Raw genomic sequence first — 20968 nt, 5'->3', positions numbered from 1 at the left:
CGTCATTGCGGGCAACTAAAAGAAGCGTGGCAATCTCATGAAATAATATTCCTGAGATTGCTTCGTCAAAACTTGCAGTTTTTCCTCGCAATGACGATGTGAGTATAATACTATCAATAGTTTATCGTTACTTCTTTTAATCTCTCATTCAACATAAAAGTCACTTCGGAAGTTATATTCAAATTATTTTTGGCATATAAGACTTGAGCACTTGGAATTACCAAATTAAGGTTATATTTCTCTGCAAGTTCACTAATTATTGTAATAGTTGTTTCGTGGACTCTACTCATAGCCTCAGCGTGTGCTTGTTCAAGCTTCGTTTTCTTAATCTGAATTTCTTTTCTAACGTGGCTAACTTTTGCATTAAATTCGTTTACTTTATGCTCAAATTCGGTTTCACTTAAATTAGAACGCTCATTTAATAATTTCTCTTCCAACGGTTTAAATTCTGCTTCTTTTGCAGCAATATCCTCTTGGATTCTATGGTTAAGCTTTTCGATTTTATTACGCAAATCTTTTATAGCAATCGAACCTTCCAATATAGATTGTACATCAGCAACAGCTACTCTAACTTTGAAATTATCTTCTTTAATCGGCATATTTTGTGCTTTTGCTATTACTGAGAAATTTATGAATATACATAAACATAATATTCGGTATATCATCTTTGGTCCTTTTAGATTAAACGGTGTCGGCTACCTTCGTCATTGCGAGAAGATATTGTTACGTGGATGCCACCCCGTCATTGCGAGGAGCGGAGCGACGTGGCAATCTCAGGAATTTTGCCCGAGATTGCCACGCTCCTTATTAGTCGCTCGCAATGACACCCTCTATTGATCCAAGAATAAATAACATCAAGTGATTTGTCTATCATTAAAAACTTAACTGTTACCGAGCGTCGGCACATTCCCCTCTCCCGATGGTGTATAGATAATCCTCCCATTTTTAATCGCAATAGAGAGTAGAGAGTTAAGTTGCGAGAGCTAATTTTTGTATTGGTGTTATACCGCCAATAGCCATATTAGGTCTTTCGTTATTATAAGACCAAAGCCATTGAGTTGCAAGATCCTGTGCTTCTTGTATATTAACAAATAAATACTGATTTAACCAATCATATCTTACAGTTCTATTATATCTTTCAATATATGCATTTTGCTGAGGCATGTCTGGCTGAATGAATAATAACTTGATATTCTTTTCTTTTGCCCACTTGCTCAATAATTTACTGATATATTCAGGTCCATTATCACAACGTATAGATTTTGGCTTACCTCGCCATTCTATAATTTGATCTAGTGACCTGATAACTCTTCCTGCTGACAATAAAAAATCAGTCTCAGTACCAAGGCTCTCTCTATTAAAGTCATCAATCACATTAAATAAACGATATTTCCTACCATTCTCTAAACTATCGTGCATAAAATCCATGGACCAGCAATCATTTATTGTTTTAGACACTATAAGCTTTTTAGGCTTTGCTCTAAGTAATCTCTTCTTAGGCTTTATTCTCATATTAAGGGCTAGCTCCTTATATATCCTGTATACACGTTTATGATTCCAACCAAAACCTTTGATATTACGTAAATATAAAAAGCAGAGGCCAAGGCCTCAGTTCTTTTGATCACCTACTAAACGCATTAGCTGGCCTGCTATAATATCATCCTCAGATGATAGCTTCCTTTTATATCTATAGCATGTTTCGCTGACACCAAAGATCTTGCATGCACTCCTTATAGAAATATCTTTTTCTCCAGATATTATTTTAGCCATCTCCCGCCTTTGAGATGGCTTCCTAACTTTTTTTCAAGTACTTCCTTTAATATATCAGCTCTTAGCCTTTCCTCAGCATACATCTTTTTAAGCCGTGCATTTTCCGATTCTAACTCCTTTAATTTAGTAATCATCGGTAAAGCCATACCACCATACTTTGATCTCCATTTATAAAATGGTCATGCCTCCATATTGCAGTTATGCCTATTAAAAAGCTATACGTTCAATAAGAGTACCAATAACCTTATCATGAATATCCAATGACTTGGAAAAGCAGATTGTCTTACGTGCAAGCCTCTTGCATCTCGTTCTAAGGTTCAAGTTACTTCGTTCTATCCGTTGAGTGTATTTTTTACTGATAATATGCTTTTTAGGGTCTAATAACCTAGCATAACTCCCCCATCCATCTGTATAGTAAAAAGTCACCTTGAAATTCTCTAGTTTTTTCAGTAATGATTCTAATGTGCTATCACATCTTGTACCAAACGTATAAGCAACTACTTTTAACGAAATCTTATCCAAGGCATACCAAAGCCATCGTTGTCTGGATTTATTCTGTACATAAGACCATTGTTCATCTATCTCAGGAGCAATAATTACTTCTGTTGTACTGATAGAATGATTTATTGTTTTTTAATACTAGATTTTTTTAAAACACGGATAACTGTATTGATACCCACTTTTAATACTCTTACTGTATCTCTAACTCCAGAGCCGTTGATTGACATTTCTACTATTTGCTCCTTAACTCCAGGCTTAGATGCATTATTAATATACTCCAATTAAAAATATCGATTACACCGCTTGCATTGATATCTCTGTTGTTTTGAAATTGAATATCCTGACTTTATTACTTCTTCTGTGTTGTTACAATATCTACACTTAACATCTATTTTTGCCATAACTCCTTAACTATAATTCTCTCTTATTACTGTTTGAGGATTATAGACTATTTACTCTAAACTGCAATACGGAGGCACGACCCTATTTCTTTGTCTAATAATTGCTCTAATGCATATTTTACGGCATTGGGATAATCATTAAACGATGCTATAGCTATTTTATGACCGGATGATATGATGTTTTTAAAAAGACGTACTAATTGCTCTTCATTTTTCCAACCTAAGTTTTCATTATCTAAAAAATTTTCCATCAGCTCTATAGTGAATTTTTGTTCAAGCCTAGCTATTTCTTGATCACGTTCCTCATCATATGAGCTAAAAAAGCGATTCCGTATATTACGTGCTATTAAGCCTCCTAACCTCTCCCCTATATAATTATGCGAATGCCTTTTAACTAAAGTGTCGTCAAAATCAAATATAAATAGTGCTATATTATCGTTCATTAATTTCTCTTATTTTAAAGTTTGAAAATTCTTAGTAATTTTTATTCTGTAGTTAAACCAATTTCTTTTTCAAGAACTTTATTCCAATTTTTGGTATTTTAGTGTATAATACGGAAAACTATTGTAAACTTGTGAGAATTTTTAAAGATGACATCTATTCGTAATATAGCAATTATTGCCCACGTTGATCATGGGAAAACTACGCTTGTTGATAATATGCTTAAACAAAGCGGGACATTTAGAGCTAACCAAGCAGTAGCCGAGCGTGTTATGGATTCTAACGATCTTGAACGTGAGCGTGGAATAACAATACTAGCCAAATGCACTGCTCTTATGTGGAACGATATCCGTATTAATATCGTTGATACACCTGGACATGCTGATTTTGGCGGTGAAGTAGAACGCATATTAAGTATGGTTGACGGTGTTGTGTTACTTGTCGACGCTTCTGAAGGACCAATGCCACAAACAAAATTCGTACTTTCTAAAGCTTTAAATCTCGGCTTAAAACCTATCGTTGTTATTAATAAAATCGATAGAGACGACCAAAGAATTAAAGAAGTTATCGACGAAGTATTCGAGCTATTTGTGGCACTCGAAGCAAATAACGATCAGCTTGATTTCCCTATAGTTTACGCATCAGGTAGAGCAGGTAGAGCTTCTTTAAACTTTGATGATAAAATTAATCCTTTAGATAATTTAGCAGATGATTTAGCTCCACTTTTCGACCTAATAGTAAAACATGTACCAAAACCCGCAGCTGGCGATAAAGCACCGTTTTCTATGCTTGTTACTACTAGAGAATATAATTCTTTCTTCGGTAGGGTTTTAACGGGGCGTGTACAAAGCGGCACTGTTAAAATCAATCAAAACGTAAAAGTATTAAATCGTGAGAATAAAGTACTTGAAACCGGACGTATCACTAAAATATTAGCATTTAGAGGTTTAGAGAGAATCGCTATAGATGAGGCTACAGCCGGCGATATTATTGCCGTAGCAGGCGTTGAAAACGCCAACGTTGCCGATACTATTTGTTCACCTGAAGTAACCGAAGCTGTATCATCTCTACCTATTGACCCCCCAACTTTATCCATGACCTTTAGCGTTAATGACTCACCGCTTGCAGGAAGTGAAGGGACAAAAGTTACATCGAGCTTGATTGGAGCTAGGTTAATGCGTGAGCTTGAGAGTAACGTCGCACTAAAAGTTACCGAAGCTGCTGAAAAAAATGCTTTCCAAGTTGCAGGACGAGGAGAATTACAGCTTGGGATCTTAATCGAAACTATGCGTCGTGAAGGGTTTGAGTTATCTATTAGCAGACCTGAAGTATTATTCCAAACCGATGGGAAAGGTAATAAGCAAGAGCCTATGGAAGAAATCCAAGTTGACGTTGATGACGATTATGTTGGAGTAGTCGTAAAATCTTTAGCACTTAGAAAAGCCGAAATGACTGATATGAGACCGTCAGGCGGAGGTAAAAGCCGTGTTACGTTTATTGGGCCTTCTAGAGGGTTAATCGGCTATCACAGTCAGTTTTTAACCGAAACACGAGGCACGGGGATTATGAATCGTATTTTCCACGGATATGCCGATTATAAAGGAGCTATCGAGGGAAGACGTAGCGGCGTACTTATCTCTAACGGTGACGGGGTAGCAGTTGCATATGCTCTATGGAATCTAGAAGAAAGAGGAAAAATGTTTATAAATCCTAGCGATAAAGTATATAGAGGGATGATTATCGGCGAACATAATCGTGATAATGATTTAGAGGTCAACCCGCTAAAAGCGAAGCAACTAAGCAACGTTAGAGCATCGGGTAAAGATGAGGCTATAAGACTAACGCCGCCGATGCTTTTAACTCTAGAGAAGGCAATTAGCTATATACAGGATGATGAAAGGGTTGAAGTAACACCGAAATCTATTCGTCTGCGTAAGGCTCTACTTGACCCTAACGACCGTAAAAGAGCTGCGAAGTAGGCATTGACTAGAAAAATTGTTGTCCGTCATTGCGAGGAAAAACTGTAAGTTTTATACGTCCGCAATCTCAGGATATTTGACGAGATTGCCACGCTCCTTTCAGTCGCGGCGTTGTTGCATGGCTACCAAATCGTCATTGCGAGACGCGAAGCGACGTGGCAATCTAGAAAAAATAATAAAAAAATTCTGTAAATCAGAATTTTTAACTGGATTGCTTCGTCGAATTACTTCGTAATTCTTCTCGCAATGACGATTTAACAAAATTGTTGTAACTACACTATTACTTTTGATAAATCAGCAAGTCAACTAACGGTGTTTAGATCTTGTTTATAATATACTCCGAGTAAATGAAGAGTCGGTATACGAAGGTCAATTTCAAAAAGAGCAAGGAGTCTGCAAGGCGAGGAACGCAGCGTATACTTAATACGTGAGTACCACAGAACTTGCTAGACGACGACGCCAATTTTTGAAATTCACCAAGTATAACAAACCTTTTTAACAGCTTCTATTACATCACTCTCGCTCGGCAGAGCTAATTTTTCTAAATTAACGGCATAAGGAAGCGGTACGTCTTTACCGCTGACGATATCTATCGGTGCATCTAAATAATCAAATGCTTCTTTCATAACTATAGAGGCTATACTTGCTCCAACGCCGGCAAAAAACCACCCTTCTTCAACTATAACTAAACGATTAGTTTTTTTCACCGATTCTATTATTGTCTCAGTATCAAGAGGCTTGATAGTACGCAGGTCAATAACCTCACAATCAATATTATCGTTCTGCAAAATATTTGCAGCATCTAGGGCAAGTTTTACTTGAATCGAGAAAGTTACTATAGTGACACTACTACCTTCTCTTAAAATTTTTGCCTGACCAAAAGGTATAGGCTCAATTGTTTCCGGTACGTCAAAACTATGACCGTATAAAATTTCATTTTCTAAAAAAATAACGGGATTATCGTCCCTAATAGCCGTAAGCATAAGTCCTTTATGATCTTCGGCACTATAAGGGGCTACTACTTTTAACCCTGGGACATGAGAATAACAAGCTGTATAATTTTGGCTATGTTGTGCTGCTACTCTACTTGCCGCTCCGTTTGGTCCTCTAAATACTATCGGACATTTGACCTGCCCACCTGACATGTAATGCGTTTTTGCAGCTGAATTTACTATATGATCAAAGGCTTGCATAGCAAAGTTAAAGGTCATAAACTCCACAATCGGACGAAGTCCTGCAAAAGCTGCTCCGACTGCAAGCCCTGCAAACCCATATTCCGTTATCGGCGTATCAATGACTCTCTTAGGACCAAACTGCTCTAGTAATCCTTGAGTTACCTTATAAGCTCCTTGATATTCTGCAACTTCCTCGCCTATGATAAAAACCTTGTCGTCTCTTACCATCTCTTCTTGCATCGCATCACGCAATGCTTCACGTACCGTTATTTGCATTTTTCTTTTTTATTTTGATTAAATTAATCGTCATTGCGAGTAGCCGTAGGCTGCGCGGCAATCTCATGAAATAATAACAAATCCTGAGATTGCCACGTCACTTTGCTCTTCGCAATGACGTTTTTTTAAGCCTTAACAATACACCTCAGTATACAACTCCCCCTCATCAGGCAGTGGTGAGTTTTCTGAAAATTCTACTGCTTCTTTTACAATTTCTTTTACCGACTGCTCTATTTCTTTTAAATCCGCTTCAGTTGCATATTTATTATCGAGTATCGTTTTTCTTATTATCACTAGCGGATCGCGCTCTTTATATTGCTCAACTTCTTCTTTACTACGATATTTTGCCGGATCGGACATCGAGTGTCCACGATAGCGATAAGTCTTTACCTCTAATATCAGCGGAAAGCTATTTTCTCTAACATACTCGGCTGCTTGTTTAGCTCCATTATACATTTCTTCAAAACCCATACCGTCTAGCTGAAATCCTTTAATTCCAAACGATTCCCCTTTCTTATATAAATCACGCATAAAGGTAGAACGTGCTACAGACGTCCCCATCGAATATTCGTTATTTTCAATAATATAAACTACAGGTAAACCCCATAAAGCAGCCATATTAAAGGCTTCATATACTTGACCTTGATTAACCGCACCATCACCTAAAAAAGTAAAACAAATATTATTCGTACCATTATATTTCTCAGCAAAAGCAAGCCCTGTGCCTATAGGCACTTGAGCTCCGACTATACCGTGTCCACCGTAAAATTTGCTCGGTATGTCAAATAAATGCATCGAACCACCCTTACCTTTCGAGCAGCCTGTAGCTCGCCCCATAAGCTCGGCAAGAACATGTTTAGGCTCTGTTCCCGCTAAAATAATATGAGCATGGTCACGATAGCTAGTAATTGTACTATCGCCTTTTTGTTTAACCATATCTACCGCAGAAATTACTGCTTCTTGTCCTATATATAAATGACAAAAACCGCCTATTTCTCCCATACCGTATAACTGCCCGCATTTCTCTTCAAAACGACGCAGTAGAAGCACATCTTTAAAGCTTTTTATATATTCTTTCTTTGTCGGCTTATATTTTTTTGGTTTTATATCCACTAATTACTCCTTATAATCTTAAACGTCGTTGCGAGAAAGTGTTGCCCGCATGAATACCAAAGTCGTCATTGCGAGGGGCGGAAGCGACGCGGCGCTCTCAGGCATTTATCTTACTTCATGAGATTGCCGCGTCGATGCTACGCATATCCTCGCAATGACGATTCAGTATCCACGCACTAACGTTCGCTCGCAATGACGCTTTTTAATGTCACAAAATACGGTACATGATCCGAAGGTGGCGGCCAATCTCGTGCTTCCGATAGCAAATTCATAGCAAATAATGTATCTTTTAAATTATCGCTAACCCAAATATGATCAAGCCTTCTACCTCTGTTAGATTTTTTCCAATCTATATTTCTATAGCTCCACCAAGTATAGAATTTTTCATCAAACGGAACAAAATGTCTACTACTGTCAATAAAACCTAACGAGTTTTGTAGCTCTACCAATAATGAGCGTTCAATATCGGTATGGCTGATAACATTTCGTAGCTGCTTACTAGACCATACATCATGTTCTAGCGGTGCAATATTCAAGTCCCCAACAATGATAATTTTATCGTTTTTAGTACGGTTAGTAGTTAACCATTCCTGCATTAATCTTATATATTCCAGCTTATGCTTAAATTTTAAGTTTACCTCTATATCAGGTATATCACCACCGGCAGGAACATAAAAATTATGTATTTCTATATCATTAACTATAGCTGCTATATGCCTTTTATCGCTATTATATAATTCCAAAGAAAAAACATTATTCAAAGGAAATTTTGAAATAACAGCAACACCGTTATATGTTTTCTGCCCTGAATATATTACATGTTCATAGCCTATATTTTTAATAACTTCAAGAGGAAATAGCGAATCATCTACTTTTGTTTCTTGAAGTAAAATAATATCCGGTTGATGCTCATGTGCTAACTTTCTTAATAAATCGATCCGCAGACGCAATGAATTAATATTCCAAGTAACTATCTTCATTAGACTTGTTGTATAACCTCCTTCTAAAGGTAATTTGTATGTCAATCCGGTACTCGCATCCTCACGTACTAAATGTACGCTGCGGTGCTGCGTTCCGTGTTTCCTTCAAATTTCTCTTTATAAGATAGGTTATACAACAAGTCTATTTAATTCTTTATAGCTGCCCCTATTATTGCATCTCTGAAATAAATTATTCCAAGTTGATTTAAAGGATTTTTCATGTCAATTTTATCTTTTTCTTCTTCAGGAATTTTAATCATAGTATTACTAAGTATAGCAAAATAAAGATTATCAGGCAAAACATACCCTGCTTCACTTTGTATCCCAAGGGCTTTTCCAGTATAATGAATCATTAAATGCTTAGAATCAAGATCCGTAAGAAAAATACCGTAACCCATATAAGACTTACGCCCTTCTATATCTTTTGCTAAAAAATATTTAGTAGTCATAAGTTTATATGACTTTTTAGAAAGAATTTTCCCCTCATTTAATGCCCTATACCATTTAACTAGATCGTTTGGTGTTGATATTATACCACCGTCAGCAAAAGGAACTGCTAAAAAATCAGCAGTTACAGGAGTAAATATAGGTTTATTACTATTATTAGGAGTTAAAAAATACCTTACCGGATAATTAGAACTAATAACGTTTTTCTGAATTCTAGCAGCTTCACTATATGAAGCAAAACTAGTAGATTTCATGTTAAGAGGTTTAAAAAATTCATCATAAAAAAAGTTAGCTAAATCTTTTTTAGCCACCTTTTCGATAATCATACCGAGTATAACAAAATTAGTATTACTATATTTAAATTTTTTCCCTATAGATATTTCTAAAGGTTTAGAAGAAACAAATTGTAATATTTTCTTGTGAATCTCTTTCTTAGGCGTATTTAAATCATGTTTAACAAAACTAAAATATTCAGCAATACCACTACTATGCGTTAATAAATTATGGATAGATATTTTATACGCCCAATCCGGTACTTTTCTACCCCACATTTCCGGATCAAGATATTTATAGATTTTATCGTGAATATTTAATAATTCCTGTTCTTGTAATTTTAAAATTCCTGCTGCTGTAAAAGGCTTTGTAGCAGAAGCAATAGGCATCATTTCATTAGCTTTTAATTGCTCACCGTTTAAAGCAAAGATTCCTTTAGCACCGGTTAATAAAGGTTTATAATCATCGGCAAACATAAAAACAGCATTTAAAAATCTATTACTTATATATCCTTTTTCTGCTTCATTGATTCTTTGCTGTATATCTGCAAAACAATCAATACTATTAGTAATTAAAAAAAGCAGCAATAAAAAATATCTACGAATCATAACTTCAACACTCCACAAACTTATCAGTAAACGTCTTACATAACGCAGCTAATAAAGAGGAATTTGAAGGAGACACGGAACGCAGAACCGCAGCGTACACTTGGTACGCGAGGATTCGAGTACCGGATCGGCGTACAAATTACCTTTAGGAGCAAGTTATGTAAGACGTTTAGTAAAATAAAACGGTAATTTTGCTTCTAAATTAATCTCTTTACCAAAAATCTTTTCAGATAAACATATATTATTAGCATGCAAGAACATATATTTACTATACGGCATTATTTCGTTATTACCATATTTATCATCCCCAACTATCGGGCAACCTAATAATTTAGCATGTAACCTTAATTGATGCATTCTACCTGTAACCGGTGTAAATTCAATTAAAAATAAGTTATTATCAAGTGATTTAAGTAATTTATAATAAGTAATGGTAAGTTTACCATTTTCACTATAAATATCAGTAATTTTAGGTGTACTTCTCTTACTCTTCTCTATATTACTTCTAACTTCTCCTACATTTTTAATTGGCTTTCCATAGGTTACGGCAAAATATGTTTTTACAACCAATTTTTCTTTAAAAGCATCATGAAGTTTTACACTACTTAAATAATTTTTGGCTATTAAGAGCAAACCGCTTGTTTCTTTATCTAACCTATGTACTAGCTTAAAATCAGCACCTTTATAATTCAAATATTTTAATGCAGAGTCAATAGATAAATTTATTTTACTGCCACCTTGAGTAGCAAGACCTGCAGGTTTATTTATAGCTATTAAATTATCATCTTCATATATCAGATAATCGGTAGTAATTTTCTTCGCTAGTTTAATTTCAGCATCGGTAAAAACTAATTTTTCGGGTTGCTTAACAGGTAAATTAAACTTATCGTTAATAAAAATTTTATCGCCGCCCTTTACTCTTAAACTCGCTTCTGCTTTCTGAGAATTAACGGTAATTTGTTTTTGACGTAATGCTTTCTCTATTACTCCTTGAGTCAATAACGGATATAGACGTTTTAAATATTTATCTAATCTAGAAGAAACAGGAGTATTGACATCGATGATCATTTAGAGCTTTTTATTATGTTGTTGCATGGCTTGGTTTCCCGTCATTGCGAGAAGAATTACGTAGTAATTCAACGAAGCAATCCAGTTAAAAATTCTGATTTACAGAATTTTTTTATTATTTTTTCTAGATTATCACGTCGCTTCACTCCTCGCAATGACGACTAGATATCTACGCGGGAATGACATAAAACAATCCACGTAGCAATGCCGACTTAACCACAGTAATATTTTAACTAGTTTTTATTAAAAAATAGCACCAAATTATTATAGATAAAAGGATTATAGCAAAAAGCTGATGTATAGAGGCAATTATTATAGGTACGGAATATAAAAGAGTAATTATTCCGGTAGATATCTGCATCAATAATGCAATCATTAGAAAATACGCTATCTTATTTAATTTCGGATGTTCTATTTTTAACAAACAAACCGCCAAAACCGTAACAATCACAAATACGCTATAGCCGCCTAAGCGATGTATGAATTGTATAAAAACCGGATCATGCAAATTTGCAAGATTAAAGAAATTATCTTTTATCTCCATCGGGATAAAACTATCACCCATTAGCGGAAAACTATTATATATCAGCCCTGCATCAAGCCCTGCAACCATCGCCCCTAAAAAAATTTGCACATATATTACAGTAATAGCAATACCGGAAAATATTAATGGTAATTTTAAATCTGTTTGTGACGGTATTAACAAAATATCACAACGATTTTTTATTAATTGATAAAAAAGTATGTGATAAATAATTACGGCAATAATTAAATGAAAAGCAAGCCGAAAATGACTAACGGACGGGCTACTCAACAACCCGCTTTTAACCATATACCACCCCATAAAGCCTTGTACGCAAAATAATAGCAAAGCAATTATATAAAGTAGTATGTCACGATTTTTTATAACATCTTTAAAATAAAAATATATTAAAGGTACAATATATATTAAAGCTGTAATTCTACCGAGTAACCGATGTATAAACTCTAACAGATAAATAAACTTAAACTGCGATAAAGTCATTCTATAATTAATGGAGTTATATTCAGGAAAAGCTTTATATTTAGCAAATTCCGCTTGCCAGCTTTCAAAACTAAAAGGCGGCAAAATACCGGTTACCGGATGCCACTCAACTATAGATAAACCAGAACCTGTAAGCCTTGTTATCCCCCCTATAACAATCATCGCTATGACTATTATACAACTTATAAACAACCATTTTGTAATTAAACTCTTCTGCACTTTTATTTTAAGTTTATGTTTTTATTTTGTTGCATTGTTAGCGGGCATTGCTGCGTGGACACCACCCCGTCATTGCGAGCAGCCGTAGGCTGCGTGGCAATCTCAGGATTTTGGCATGAGATTGCTCGTCAATTACTTCGTAATTTCCTCGCAATGACGAACCACCGGCTAAATCAGGACTCTACATTCTTCTCCGTATCTTCGGCAGTATTAGCAGGACGTTTCATATTTGATTTTTTATTACGATATCTACGTTTTGTCTTTTTTGGAACAGCTTGCGCTTCTTCTAAGCCGGCATTACTTTCTGCAACTTTCACCTCTTCCACAACGCTTACAGTTTGCTCTACCGATTCTTTTACCTCTAAACTCTCATCTTTTACTTCATTAGCAATATTATTACTATTATTAGCTGTTTTCCATTTATGTTTATTTTTGCGTAACTGTTCTTTTTTCGGCTCTTCTTCAGTATAATCGGCACTATGATTCTGAATTACCGGATTAACAGGATTAACATTATTATTATTTTTCTTCAACAGCTTCACTTTTTCAATCGAATAACTATCTGATGTAGCATTAGGATCGGAATAAAAATTAAGCTTTATATTATATTTTTCTTCAATAAATTTTATCTCAGCACGTTTATTATTAAGTAGATAAATAACTGAAACGATATTGGTAAAAACATTTATTACATCAATTCTTTCTTCAAAAATTTCATTCTCTATAGTACGTAAAATTAACATAGCATTAGCGTCGCTCGCTCTAATGACTCCTTTACCGTTGCAATGAGAACAAATTGCTGAATTAGTTTCTAAGAAAGAAGAGCGTAATCTCTGCCTTGAGAATTCAAGTAGTCCAAACTGACTAATATTACCGGTTTGTATACGAGCACGGTCACGACTTAAAAACTCTTTAAAGGATCGTTCAATAATTTTACGATTCTTAGCTTCGCTCATGTCTATAAAATCAACAACTATCAAACCTGATAGATCTCTAAGCTTTATTTGCTTCGCTACTTCTTTGGCTGCTTCTAAATTAGTTTTTAGTGCTGTTTCTTCGATATTTTTTTCAGAAGTTGATTTACCGGAATTTACGTCAATCGAAATAAGAGCTTCTGTAGGATTAATAACAATATATCCCCCTGAAGGTAGTGTCACGACAGGCTGATATAATTTAACTAATTGCTCTTCTACTTGAAACTTAGTAAATATAGGAGTTTTATTTTTATGTTCTTTAAGTTTTGAAAGCTCTGAAGGTAATAAATCCTGCATAAATTTTGAAGCATCTTCATAAGCCTCTTGTCCTTGAATTACTACCTCTTTAACATTGTGATCGCACATATCACGTATGGTTTTACGTATTATACTATCTTCTTCATGAATAAAACACGGAGCCGGAAATTTAATAGTACTTTTACGAATTTTATTCCATAACCTTGCTAAATAATTATAGTCCTTCTTCAAATCTAAGGCACTACTTCCTTTACCAGCGGTTCTAACAATGACGCTGTAAGCATTTTTGTCACCGCTTACTATTTTATTTAAAATATCTTTCAGTCTTTTTCTTTCTTCCCCGTTTGATATTTTACGTGATATGCCGTTTTGCGATCCTTTATTAGGCATTAAAACACAATATTTACCAGCCAAGGATATATAAGTAGTAAAAGCGGCACATTTATTTCCTCGTTCTTCTTTAGTAACCTGTACTAATAATATTTGGTTTTTTCTTATTACGTCCTGAACTTTATATTGTTTATATTGCAGAACGTTCTGCTCAATACCGCTTTGAATAATTTCAATATCGTCAGCCGCTTCTAAATTAAGTTCTGATTGGAATTTACTCTCTACTAAATCTTCTATAGTTTTTAGGTCAATTTCTTCACTATCAACCAAAGAATCATATATAGCAGCCGGTTTCTCTTTATCATCCTCAACCGTAATATTTGAAAGAGCTATTTCAGGAAAAGCATTAACCGGAAAATTTCTCTCTGAGACAGGCAAATTGTAATAGTTAGGATGGATTTCACTAAACGGTAAAAATCCACTTTTATCCATTCCGTATTCTATAAAAACAGCTTGTAGCGATGGTTCTATTCTTGTGACTTTTGCTAAATAAATATTACCTTTATTTTGTTGTCTTACAGTTGTTTGAAATTCAATATCTTCTATATTGTTGCTTTGTCCTAATAAAACTACTCTTGTTTCGCTTGGAAAATTAGCATCAATTATAATCTTTTTATTCATTTATCTTGCTCACTAACTTGAAGAACAAATAATTAATATAATGCTTGTATCTTAAGAAAAATCATTGTTTATCTTGTATTAATTTATTTAAATAGATAATTTATCTATGATTAAAGAGCAAAAATGAAATTCTGGATAAACTTCAAATAACACCTCTTTAAAATACTAAAAAATATATTATTATTTTTCTTACATTAAAATATTTTCATATTATTTAATTCATTAATTTTTTTAAAATTAAACAATAATTATATACAAATTATAAATAAGACTACCATACTTGATTAAAAGCTGATAATCTAATAACTATCCATATATACTTAAATAATGGAATTACAAATCTCTTTAATTTTTAAGATAATAATCTTAATCATTATAATTATGAGTTATATACCATGTATTTATGTTTAGCAAACACTTAATTTATGACTTTAAAAAACGATTACAAAACTATTTTTTTCTCGCTTCTGGGAATATTTATTTTTTCCTGTATTAATGCTATAAATTTTTATAATTTTAAAATCTTTTTACTGATAAATAAAAATCTAGGTGGAGAACAAATAAATCATATAAATCAAACTAAATTTATAGGTTCGATAATCGCAGGTTTTGCCTTAACACAATTAATTAATAGATTAAGTAATAAAAAAATTATTTTAATTAGCTTATCTTTATTAATTATTTGTACAATAAACCTCATTTTATTAAATAATTATACTCTAATTAAAATTAATTTTATTTTAATTAATTTTGGAACATTTTCATATTTCACTTCTATAACATTAGATATTATTGAGAGTAGCAAAAAAAAGAAATATTTTTTTTTAGCTTGTATAATGTTGTTATGGGCGGGTGGAAACTTAATGGTAGATTTATTGAATCCATTTATAAAACCGACAAATAATACTATAGTAATTTGTGCATTGTTATATTGTATCAATATACTAACCGAATTTCTGCATTATAATCCCACATCTCATAAATTAAATCTAAATTCAAAATTCTCATCCTTAATAAAAAATGTCGAATTACAATTATTGACAGGCTTCGTAGTTGCTTATGTCACCTTAGATATATTATGGTATTATGAAGCTTTTGCATTAAAGAAAGAATTAGCATTAATTAATTTAAGACTCATACTAAAATATATTTTCCTAGCAATATGTTTTTCTATAATTCCTATATGCTACATATTAAGCAAAGTAAATAAATATTTGGCTAATTTATCACTAACTATAATGCTACTCGTCTGTTTTATTTTACTATCGCTTCATGGAACTAGTAAAAACCTTAATATATTATATATAATACTAATCGGTAGTTGTTTAGGATCTATTTATATTTGCAATATTTTAATACTAATTGATAAATTTAGAGATTACGAACTTAGAACAGCTTTATTTTCGTATTTTTCAATGTGCAGCATCGGTATATATGCCGGAGCTTTATCATCTCATGCACCTTACGACACCATTAACGGCAGTGATTTCTTATTTTCCGTTTTTGCCGTAGTCGGTAGTTTTGTAGCTTATCATTTTTGGTATTTTATTAAGTATAAATTATACAAATTCTAAATTTAGCTGTACTACATAGACGAAGATCAATTTCAAAAAGAGCAAGGAGTCCACAAGGCGAGGATCGCAGTGTATACTTAATACGTGAGAACCGAAGCTCTTGTAGGACGAGGTAGCCAATTTTTGAAATTCATCGAGTATATGTGTAATATTTTGTAACATAATATAGCTTGTACAATTCGGCATTAAATACTAATATTTAAATATATTTTATAGCCTCGCATGCAGCAAAGTACATTATTAAAACCGGTTAGTTGTTACGGAATCGGCGTTCACTCAGGGAAACGTACTCAGTTAACTATAGAACCTGCTAAAGAAAATACCGGAATTATATTCATTAGAACCGATATATCTTCTGAAAAGAATTATATTGAAGCTAGCTATTTCAATGTTTCCGATACCTTGTTATCTACCACTATAAGTAATGAATATAAAGTTCAAATTTCAACAATTGAACATTTGATGGCAGCACTTTGGGGATGCAGCATTGATAATGCAATTATTAAAATTGATGGTCCTGAAGTACCAATTATGGACGGCAGTAGTAAACCTTTTGTGTTTATGATTGAGTGTGCAGGAAAAAAAGTACAAAATGCTCCTAAAAAATATCTAAAAATTTTAAAAGATATAAAAGTAGTTCACAAAGATTGTGAATTATACTGCGCTCCTTACGACCACATGACGGTGGATTTAACTATAGATTTTGCTAGCAAAGCTATAGGAAGACAAAATCTAACCTTTTCCAAACAAGAATCTTTCAATCAAAATATTGCAGACGCCCGAACTTTCGGCTTTACGAAAGAGCTCGATTATTTACAAAGTAAAGGACTTGCTCAAGGTGCTTCATTTGAGAATGCTATAGGAATAGATGAGCAGGATAAAATCTTAAACCCAAACGGCTTACGTTATGAAGATGAATTTGTTCGCCATAAATTATTAGATTTATTCGGTGATTTATATACCAGCGGTACTAGCGTTGTAAGTTCAATTAAAGGATATAAAACCAGCCACGCTCTTAATAATGAATTATTGCATAGAATATTTAGCGATACTACCTCTTACACATTTGTAACTAGTAGTGAGTTATAATAATCATTTCATATTGTTAAATTTCGCTTTCTTTTTTGCATCCTTTTTAAATTTTCACTTTTTGCCCTTTTTATTTCAGCATTATTAACTTTATCTTTATCCATAGCTTTAGTTAACGGACTATATCCTTCGGCTTTACTAGGATTTTCATAAAATGGATTCATTACATTTTTAATATCTTTAACATAACTCTCTTTTCTATTATCCATTGTTATTTTATTTTCTTTAAAAAATTCTTCTAAACCGTTTCTTTTTATTTCAAAATTAAAATGACCTCTTATTTCTCGAAATTTTTGTATTTTTTGGTCTTTATTCATACTCCAATAATTCTTATCCGTTATTAATTGTTTTAAAGCCAATGTTTGTAATACTTGATTCTTAGTATAATTCTCTAATTGTTCTAAATTTTCATATATAGGAGTGTCTTGTTTTTTATATTCTTCATTTATATTTAATTTAAATATTGCTTTTATTTCTATTTTTTCCTTTTCAGTAAGACCGTCGATAATTAATGATGCGGTCGTAACTACACCGTAACCCGTAGCTTTTAATATGTCAAGCACATTACCGTTAGCACCTTTAATAATAGAGGTAGCCAAACTTGCGGCTCCACCTAAATTATTTCCAAATATTCGTCCTGTACTTTTCAATTTATTTACATTTAACTCATACTTATCTTGAGTAGTATCCTTACCTATCGTTTGCGGCGTATATAATTCATTTTTCAAAATATCTTTTAAACTCGGTTCTAATGATAATATATAATCTTGCTGACTTTTAGCATTTCTGTTATGTACTAATAAATTATTCTCTTTATGAAGTTTACGCAAACCATGCACGTTCAAAGTCTCGTTTATAGCTTGAATTCCTACGCTAATTCCTGAAACAACAGCTACAGCTATAATTATCGGTGATATAGGAGTAAAAAGTCCGGAAACTGCAATTGCTATAGAAGCTACGGAAACTGCATAACTTAAACTATTGCTAAATAATATTTTACCGATTTTACTTTGTCTAAAACTAGTCCAATAAGATTTTAACTTATTAAATATTTTTCTAATCCTTGATTTTTTTGAATCAGACATTTATTTTTCTCTCCAAAGAATAAATATTTGTATAAATTTTTCTTTTATTTATTTAATTAACTTCTCTTACAACTTAAATTATAGTATAAATTCTAATAAAAAAAACAAAATAAATGTCTGGAAAAGAATTAAATAAAATTGTTGCAGCCATCTTATTTGCTAGTTTAATTGCTATGATGGTTGGATTTGTTGCAAATATATTATATAAACCCACTCTAGAGTTACAGCATCGCGGCTACAGCGTTGTGGTTCAAGAATCATCAGAAAATCAAAATACTGCCGCATTAGAGCAGGCACCGGTAAATATACCGGAATTAATGAAGACTGCTAACGCCGATAACGGTCGTGAAATAGCCAAGAAATGTTTAATGTGTCATTCTCTTGATAAAGACGGCCCAAATAAACTAGGACCGCATCTTTGGGATGTAGCAGGCAGACCAAAAGCAAGCATAGCAGACTATAAATATTCTCCTGCTCTATCAAAACTCGGCGGCGTATGGGATGATGATAGTTTATTTGCTTTCTTACATAAACCAAGTAGCTATGCACCAAGAACCAAAATGTCCTTTGCTGGTATCTCAAAACCACAAGACATAGCTGACGTAATATTATTTTTAAAAACTTATGTTCATGATAAATAATTACTTCACCGAAATATGGTTAATAATCGGCATAATTTGTGTAGTCGTTGAATTCTTTGCAGTTCCAAACATTGGATTCTTATTCTTTGGGCTTGGAGCATTATCAAATACTCTTGTAGTATATAACTATCCTCTAGTTGGCTTAACAAACCAAATAACATTTTTTGGTATATTATCGCTTATTTGGTTTTGCATATTATATTATCCTCTTAAAAAATATGTTTATAATAAAACTGATAAGACAGAAAACTACTCGGATATGATAGGCAAAACGGTAGAGGTTTATAGTTCTGCCGTCTCTTCTGATAGTATAGGACAAGTAAGATGGTCCGGTGCTATTATGAATGCTTACCTTGCTCCAAATGAAATCGATGCAAAAACAGGCGACCGACTTTTTATTGTCGAGGTTAAAGGGAATATATTAATCTGCTCTAAACATAGACCTGCTCATCACTAAATATACTCTTATTTTCCTATCTATTAATATTTTACTAATAAGTACTTAAAAGATTAACTATTATCTTGCAAAAATAAAATTTTTGTGTATAATTTACAATATAAGCAATGAATATAATTCTTTAGTTATAATGAATTAGTGCTCCTTATAACTATCATAAATATATTTTTATCTTATTTCAATTGCTTAATTTTTGCTAAAAATTTTAATGATTTATTTAAGGTAATAATATATGCAAAAAATTGTTCTCCAAGGACAGAAAATAACAAACTTACCAAACCAAGAAACTTTAGCAAAAATTTATAAAGAAGATGAGATAAAATGTAGAAGTCAAGATTTAATCTTACAGACATTATAAAAATTATATCTGAATGTCTGATAAGTTATGACTGTCAGATGAGTATTCAAGATATAAGATTTCGTTATTCTTTTCAACAGCTAACTTTTTACTATCCATAAAAGTCTGCATAGGTGTTTTTCCATAGCAATATTTACCGGAATGCGGTCTTTCATTATTATAATATTCTAGCCAAATATCAAGATCTAGTTGTAGATCATCAAGATCAGTATAGATCTTTTTACGCATAGCAGTATCAAAGAATTCTTGTTTCATAGTTTTATTAAAACGTTCACACATACCATTTGTTTGAGGAGAATATGCTTTAGTAGTAGTATGCTCAATACCCTCAATGCTTAAGAACAATTCAAAAGCATGATGTTCTATATTACCTTTATACTCACCACCTCTATCAGTTAAAATACGAAGTACTGGTATTTGCTGACTCTCATACCATGGTAACACTCTATCATTAAGCATGTCAGCAGCGGTAAGTGCTGTTTTATCAGTATATAGTTTAGCCTCTGCAACCCGAGTGTAACTATCAATAAACACTTGAGAATATACCTTGCCTATGCCTTTAAAATTACCTACATAATATGTGTCTTGGCATCCTAGATAACCTGGATGCTGTGTATCAATCTCACCATGAGCTTCTTTCTCGCTACGCCGTTTCTCTAATACTTGTAACTGAGCTTCGGTAAGAACAATACCATCCTGAGCCATTTTGGCTTCTAATGCTTTAAGTCTTTTATTGATATTATTTAAATCATTACGTAGCCAAATAGATCTAACTCCTCCAGGTGATACAAGAATACCAGTCTTTTTAAGCTCATTTGATACTCGCAGCTGACCATAAGCGGGGTATTCTATTGCCATATCTAATACTGCTCTCTCTACGGCAGGATCAACTCTATTCGCTATAATTGGCTTCTTCCGACTAATCTCATATAATGCTTCTTCTCCTCCTGTTTCATATAACTCTTTAAACCTATAATAACTGTCTCTACTGTAACCCATAGCTTTATATGCTGACGATATACTACCAAGACTCCTAGCTAATTCTAGTAATCCTATTTTTGGCTTTATTATTTTTTGATTTAGATTCATCTCTAATCCTCCATTTAATATTATCTTAATTTTACTAAATGTAAGATTAAATCTCAACTATTACAGATAAAACATATCTTGCTTCTTCTCATAATCCTCAAGAAATATTTATATATGCTCATGGAATGGAGTATTTTGAAAAAAATTTATTATCACA

At 33.1% G+C, this 20968-nt stretch carries 17 protein-coding genes and 4 pseudogenes; 7 read left to right on the top strand and 14 right to left on the bottom strand.

The features are described 5' to 3' along the window. Positions 1–113: 113 nt before the first annotated feature. The 4 genes and pseudogenes from AC0ODJ_RS03915 to AC0ODJ_RS03900 form a co-directional block, all read right to left on the bottom strand. The gene (locus AC0ODJ_RS03915) at positions 114–665 is read right to left on the bottom strand and encodes an OmpH family outer membrane protein (protein WP_218460728.1); all 552 of its coding nucleotides are present in this window, start codon (positions 663–665) and stop codon (positions 114–116) included. A 304-nt stretch (positions 666–969) separates the two neighbouring features. After that, positions 970–1946 (bottom strand): annotated as a pseudogene (locus AC0ODJ_RS03910) (IS3 family transposase); the annotation flags it as partial. A 31-nt stretch (positions 1947–1977) separates the two neighbouring features. Then, positions 1978–2672: pseudogene (locus tag AC0ODJ_RS03905) on the bottom strand (IS1 family transposase). A 56-nt stretch (positions 2673–2728) separates the two neighbouring features. Beyond that, complete coding sequence (locus tag AC0ODJ_RS03900) at positions 2729–3115, bottom strand: HAD family hydrolase (RefSeq protein ID WP_474465062.1); 387 nt, start codon at positions 3113–3115, stop codon at positions 2729–2731. A 147-nt stretch (positions 3116–3262) separates the two neighbouring features. Between AC0ODJ_RS03900 and typA the strand changes: the two genes are divergently transcribed. Continuing rightward, positions 3263–5092, top strand: a complete 1830-nt coding sequence (gene typA, locus AC0ODJ_RS03895) for a translational GTPase TypA (RefSeq protein ID WP_474465061.1) — start codon at positions 3263–3265, stop codon at positions 5090–5092. A 473-nt stretch (positions 5093–5565) separates the two neighbouring features. Here typA and AC0ODJ_RS03890 read toward each other — a convergent pair whose 3' ends face one another. From AC0ODJ_RS03890 to AC0ODJ_RS03870, 5 genes and pseudogenes are all read right to left on the bottom strand, one after another. After that, positions 5566–6543: a pyruvate dehydrogenase complex E1 component subunit beta gene (locus AC0ODJ_RS03890; protein WP_218460764.1), complete on the bottom strand. Its 978-nt coding sequence runs from the start codon at positions 6541–6543 to the stop codon at positions 5566–5568. A 132-nt stretch (positions 6544–6675) separates the two neighbouring features. Then, positions 6676–7656 carry a pyruvate dehydrogenase (acetyl-transferring) E1 component subunit alpha gene (pdhA, locus tag AC0ODJ_RS03885; RefSeq protein ID WP_474465060.1) on the bottom strand — a complete coding sequence of 327 codons (981 nt, stop codon included), beginning with the start codon at positions 7654–7656 and terminating at the stop codon, positions 6676–6678. Between the two features lie 176 nt (positions 7657–7832). Next, positions 7833–8636, bottom strand: a complete 804-nt coding sequence (gene xth / locus AC0ODJ_RS03880; RefSeq protein ID WP_256621445.1) for an exodeoxyribonuclease III — start codon at positions 8634–8636, stop codon at positions 7833–7835. 12 nt (positions 8637–8648) lie between these two features. Then, positions 8649–8782: pseudogene (locus tag AC0ODJ_RS03875) on the bottom strand (palindromic element RPE1 domain-containing protein); the annotation flags it as partial. Continuing rightward, positions 8783–9964 (bottom strand): serine hydrolase domain-containing protein, encoded by a 1182-nt coding sequence (locus AC0ODJ_RS03870; protein WP_218460766.1) that lies wholly within the window; start codon positions 9962–9964, stop codon positions 8783–8785. It abuts the pseudogene before it with no gap. Positions 9965–9999: 35 nt separating this feature from the next. Here AC0ODJ_RS03870 and AC0ODJ_RS03865 point away from each other — a divergent pair. Then, a pseudogene (locus AC0ODJ_RS03865) lies at positions 10000–10133 on the top strand (palindromic element RPE1 domain-containing protein); the annotation flags it as partial. On the opposite strand, the gene AC0ODJ_RS03860 reads toward AC0ODJ_RS03865, so the two are convergent. From AC0ODJ_RS03860 to AC0ODJ_RS03850, 3 genes are all read right to left on the bottom strand, one after another. Continuing rightward, positions 10121–11032 carry an RluA family pseudouridine synthase gene (locus AC0ODJ_RS03860; protein WP_218460767.1) on the bottom strand — a complete coding sequence of 304 codons (912 nt, stop codon included), beginning with the start codon at positions 11030–11032 and terminating at the stop codon, positions 10121–10123. The pseudogene AC0ODJ_RS03865 and the gene AC0ODJ_RS03860 sit on opposite strands and share 13 nt — an antisense overlap. Before the next feature lie 229 nt (positions 11033–11261). Next, positions 11262–12275, bottom strand: coding sequence for a COX15/CtaA family protein (locus tag AC0ODJ_RS03855; protein ID WP_218460768.1), 1014 nt, complete (start codon positions 12273–12275; stop codon positions 11262–11264). Between the two features lie 173 nt (positions 12276–12448). After that, a complete protein-coding gene (locus AC0ODJ_RS03850) occupies positions 12449–14518 on the bottom strand; it encodes an Rne/Rng family ribonuclease (protein ID WP_474465058.1) in 2070 nt (689 codons plus the stop codon). 425 nt (positions 14519–14943) lie between these two features. Between AC0ODJ_RS03850 and AC0ODJ_RS03845 the strand changes: the two genes are divergently transcribed. Both AC0ODJ_RS03845 and lpxC read left to right on the top strand, forming a co-directional pair. Continuing rightward, the gene (locus AC0ODJ_RS03845) at positions 14944–16092 is read left to right on the top strand and encodes an MFS transporter (protein ID WP_218460770.1); all 1149 of its coding nucleotides are present in this window, start codon (positions 14944–14946) and stop codon (positions 16090–16092) included. Between the two features lie 222 nt (positions 16093–16314). Next, the gene (gene lpxC / locus AC0ODJ_RS03840; RefSeq protein WP_218460771.1) at positions 16315–17181 is read left to right on the top strand and encodes a UDP-3-O-acyl-N-acetylglucosamine deacetylase; all 867 of its coding nucleotides are present in this window, start codon (positions 16315–16317) and stop codon (positions 17179–17181) included. A gap of 8 nt (positions 17182–17189) precedes the next feature. On the opposite strand, the gene AC0ODJ_RS03835 is transcribed toward lpxC, so the two are convergent. Then, the gene (locus AC0ODJ_RS03835; protein WP_474465056.1) at positions 17190–18266 is read right to left on the bottom strand and encodes a hypothetical protein; all 1077 of its coding nucleotides are present in this window, start codon (positions 18264–18266) and stop codon (positions 17190–17192) included. Between the two features lie 113 nt (positions 18267–18379). On the opposite strand from AC0ODJ_RS03835, the gene AC0ODJ_RS03830 reads away from it, so the two are divergent. From AC0ODJ_RS03830 to AC0ODJ_RS03820, 3 genes are all read left to right on the top strand, one after another. Beyond that, complete coding sequence (locus tag AC0ODJ_RS03830; RefSeq protein ID WP_218460773.1) at positions 18380–18907, top strand: c-type cytochrome; 528 nt, start codon at positions 18380–18382, stop codon at positions 18905–18907. Beyond that, positions 18891–19364 (top strand): NfeD family protein, encoded by a 474-nt coding sequence (locus AC0ODJ_RS03825; protein WP_218460774.1) that lies wholly within the window; start codon positions 18891–18893, stop codon positions 19362–19364. The genes AC0ODJ_RS03830 and AC0ODJ_RS03825 overlap by 17 nt, the downstream gene beginning before the upstream one ends. 232 nt (positions 19365–19596) lie before the next feature. Next, positions 19597–19722: a hypothetical protein gene (locus AC0ODJ_RS03820; protein WP_256621443.1), complete on the top strand. Its 126-nt coding sequence runs from the start codon at positions 19597–19599 to the stop codon at positions 19720–19722. A 3-nt stretch (positions 19723–19725) separates the two neighbouring features. Here AC0ODJ_RS03820 and AC0ODJ_RS03815 read toward each other — a convergent pair whose 3' ends face one another. After that, on the bottom strand, positions 19726–20811 hold the full coding sequence (locus AC0ODJ_RS03815; RefSeq protein WP_121834048.1) for an IS481 family transposase: 1086 nt from the start codon (positions 20809–20811) through the stop codon (positions 19726–19728). Positions 20812–20968 lie beyond the last annotated feature (157 nt).

This window comes from Rickettsia senegalensis (genome assembly GCF_056135685.1).
Note: the sequence above shows the minus strand (reverse complement) of the source record. Positions and strands in the feature narration are given on the sequence as shown.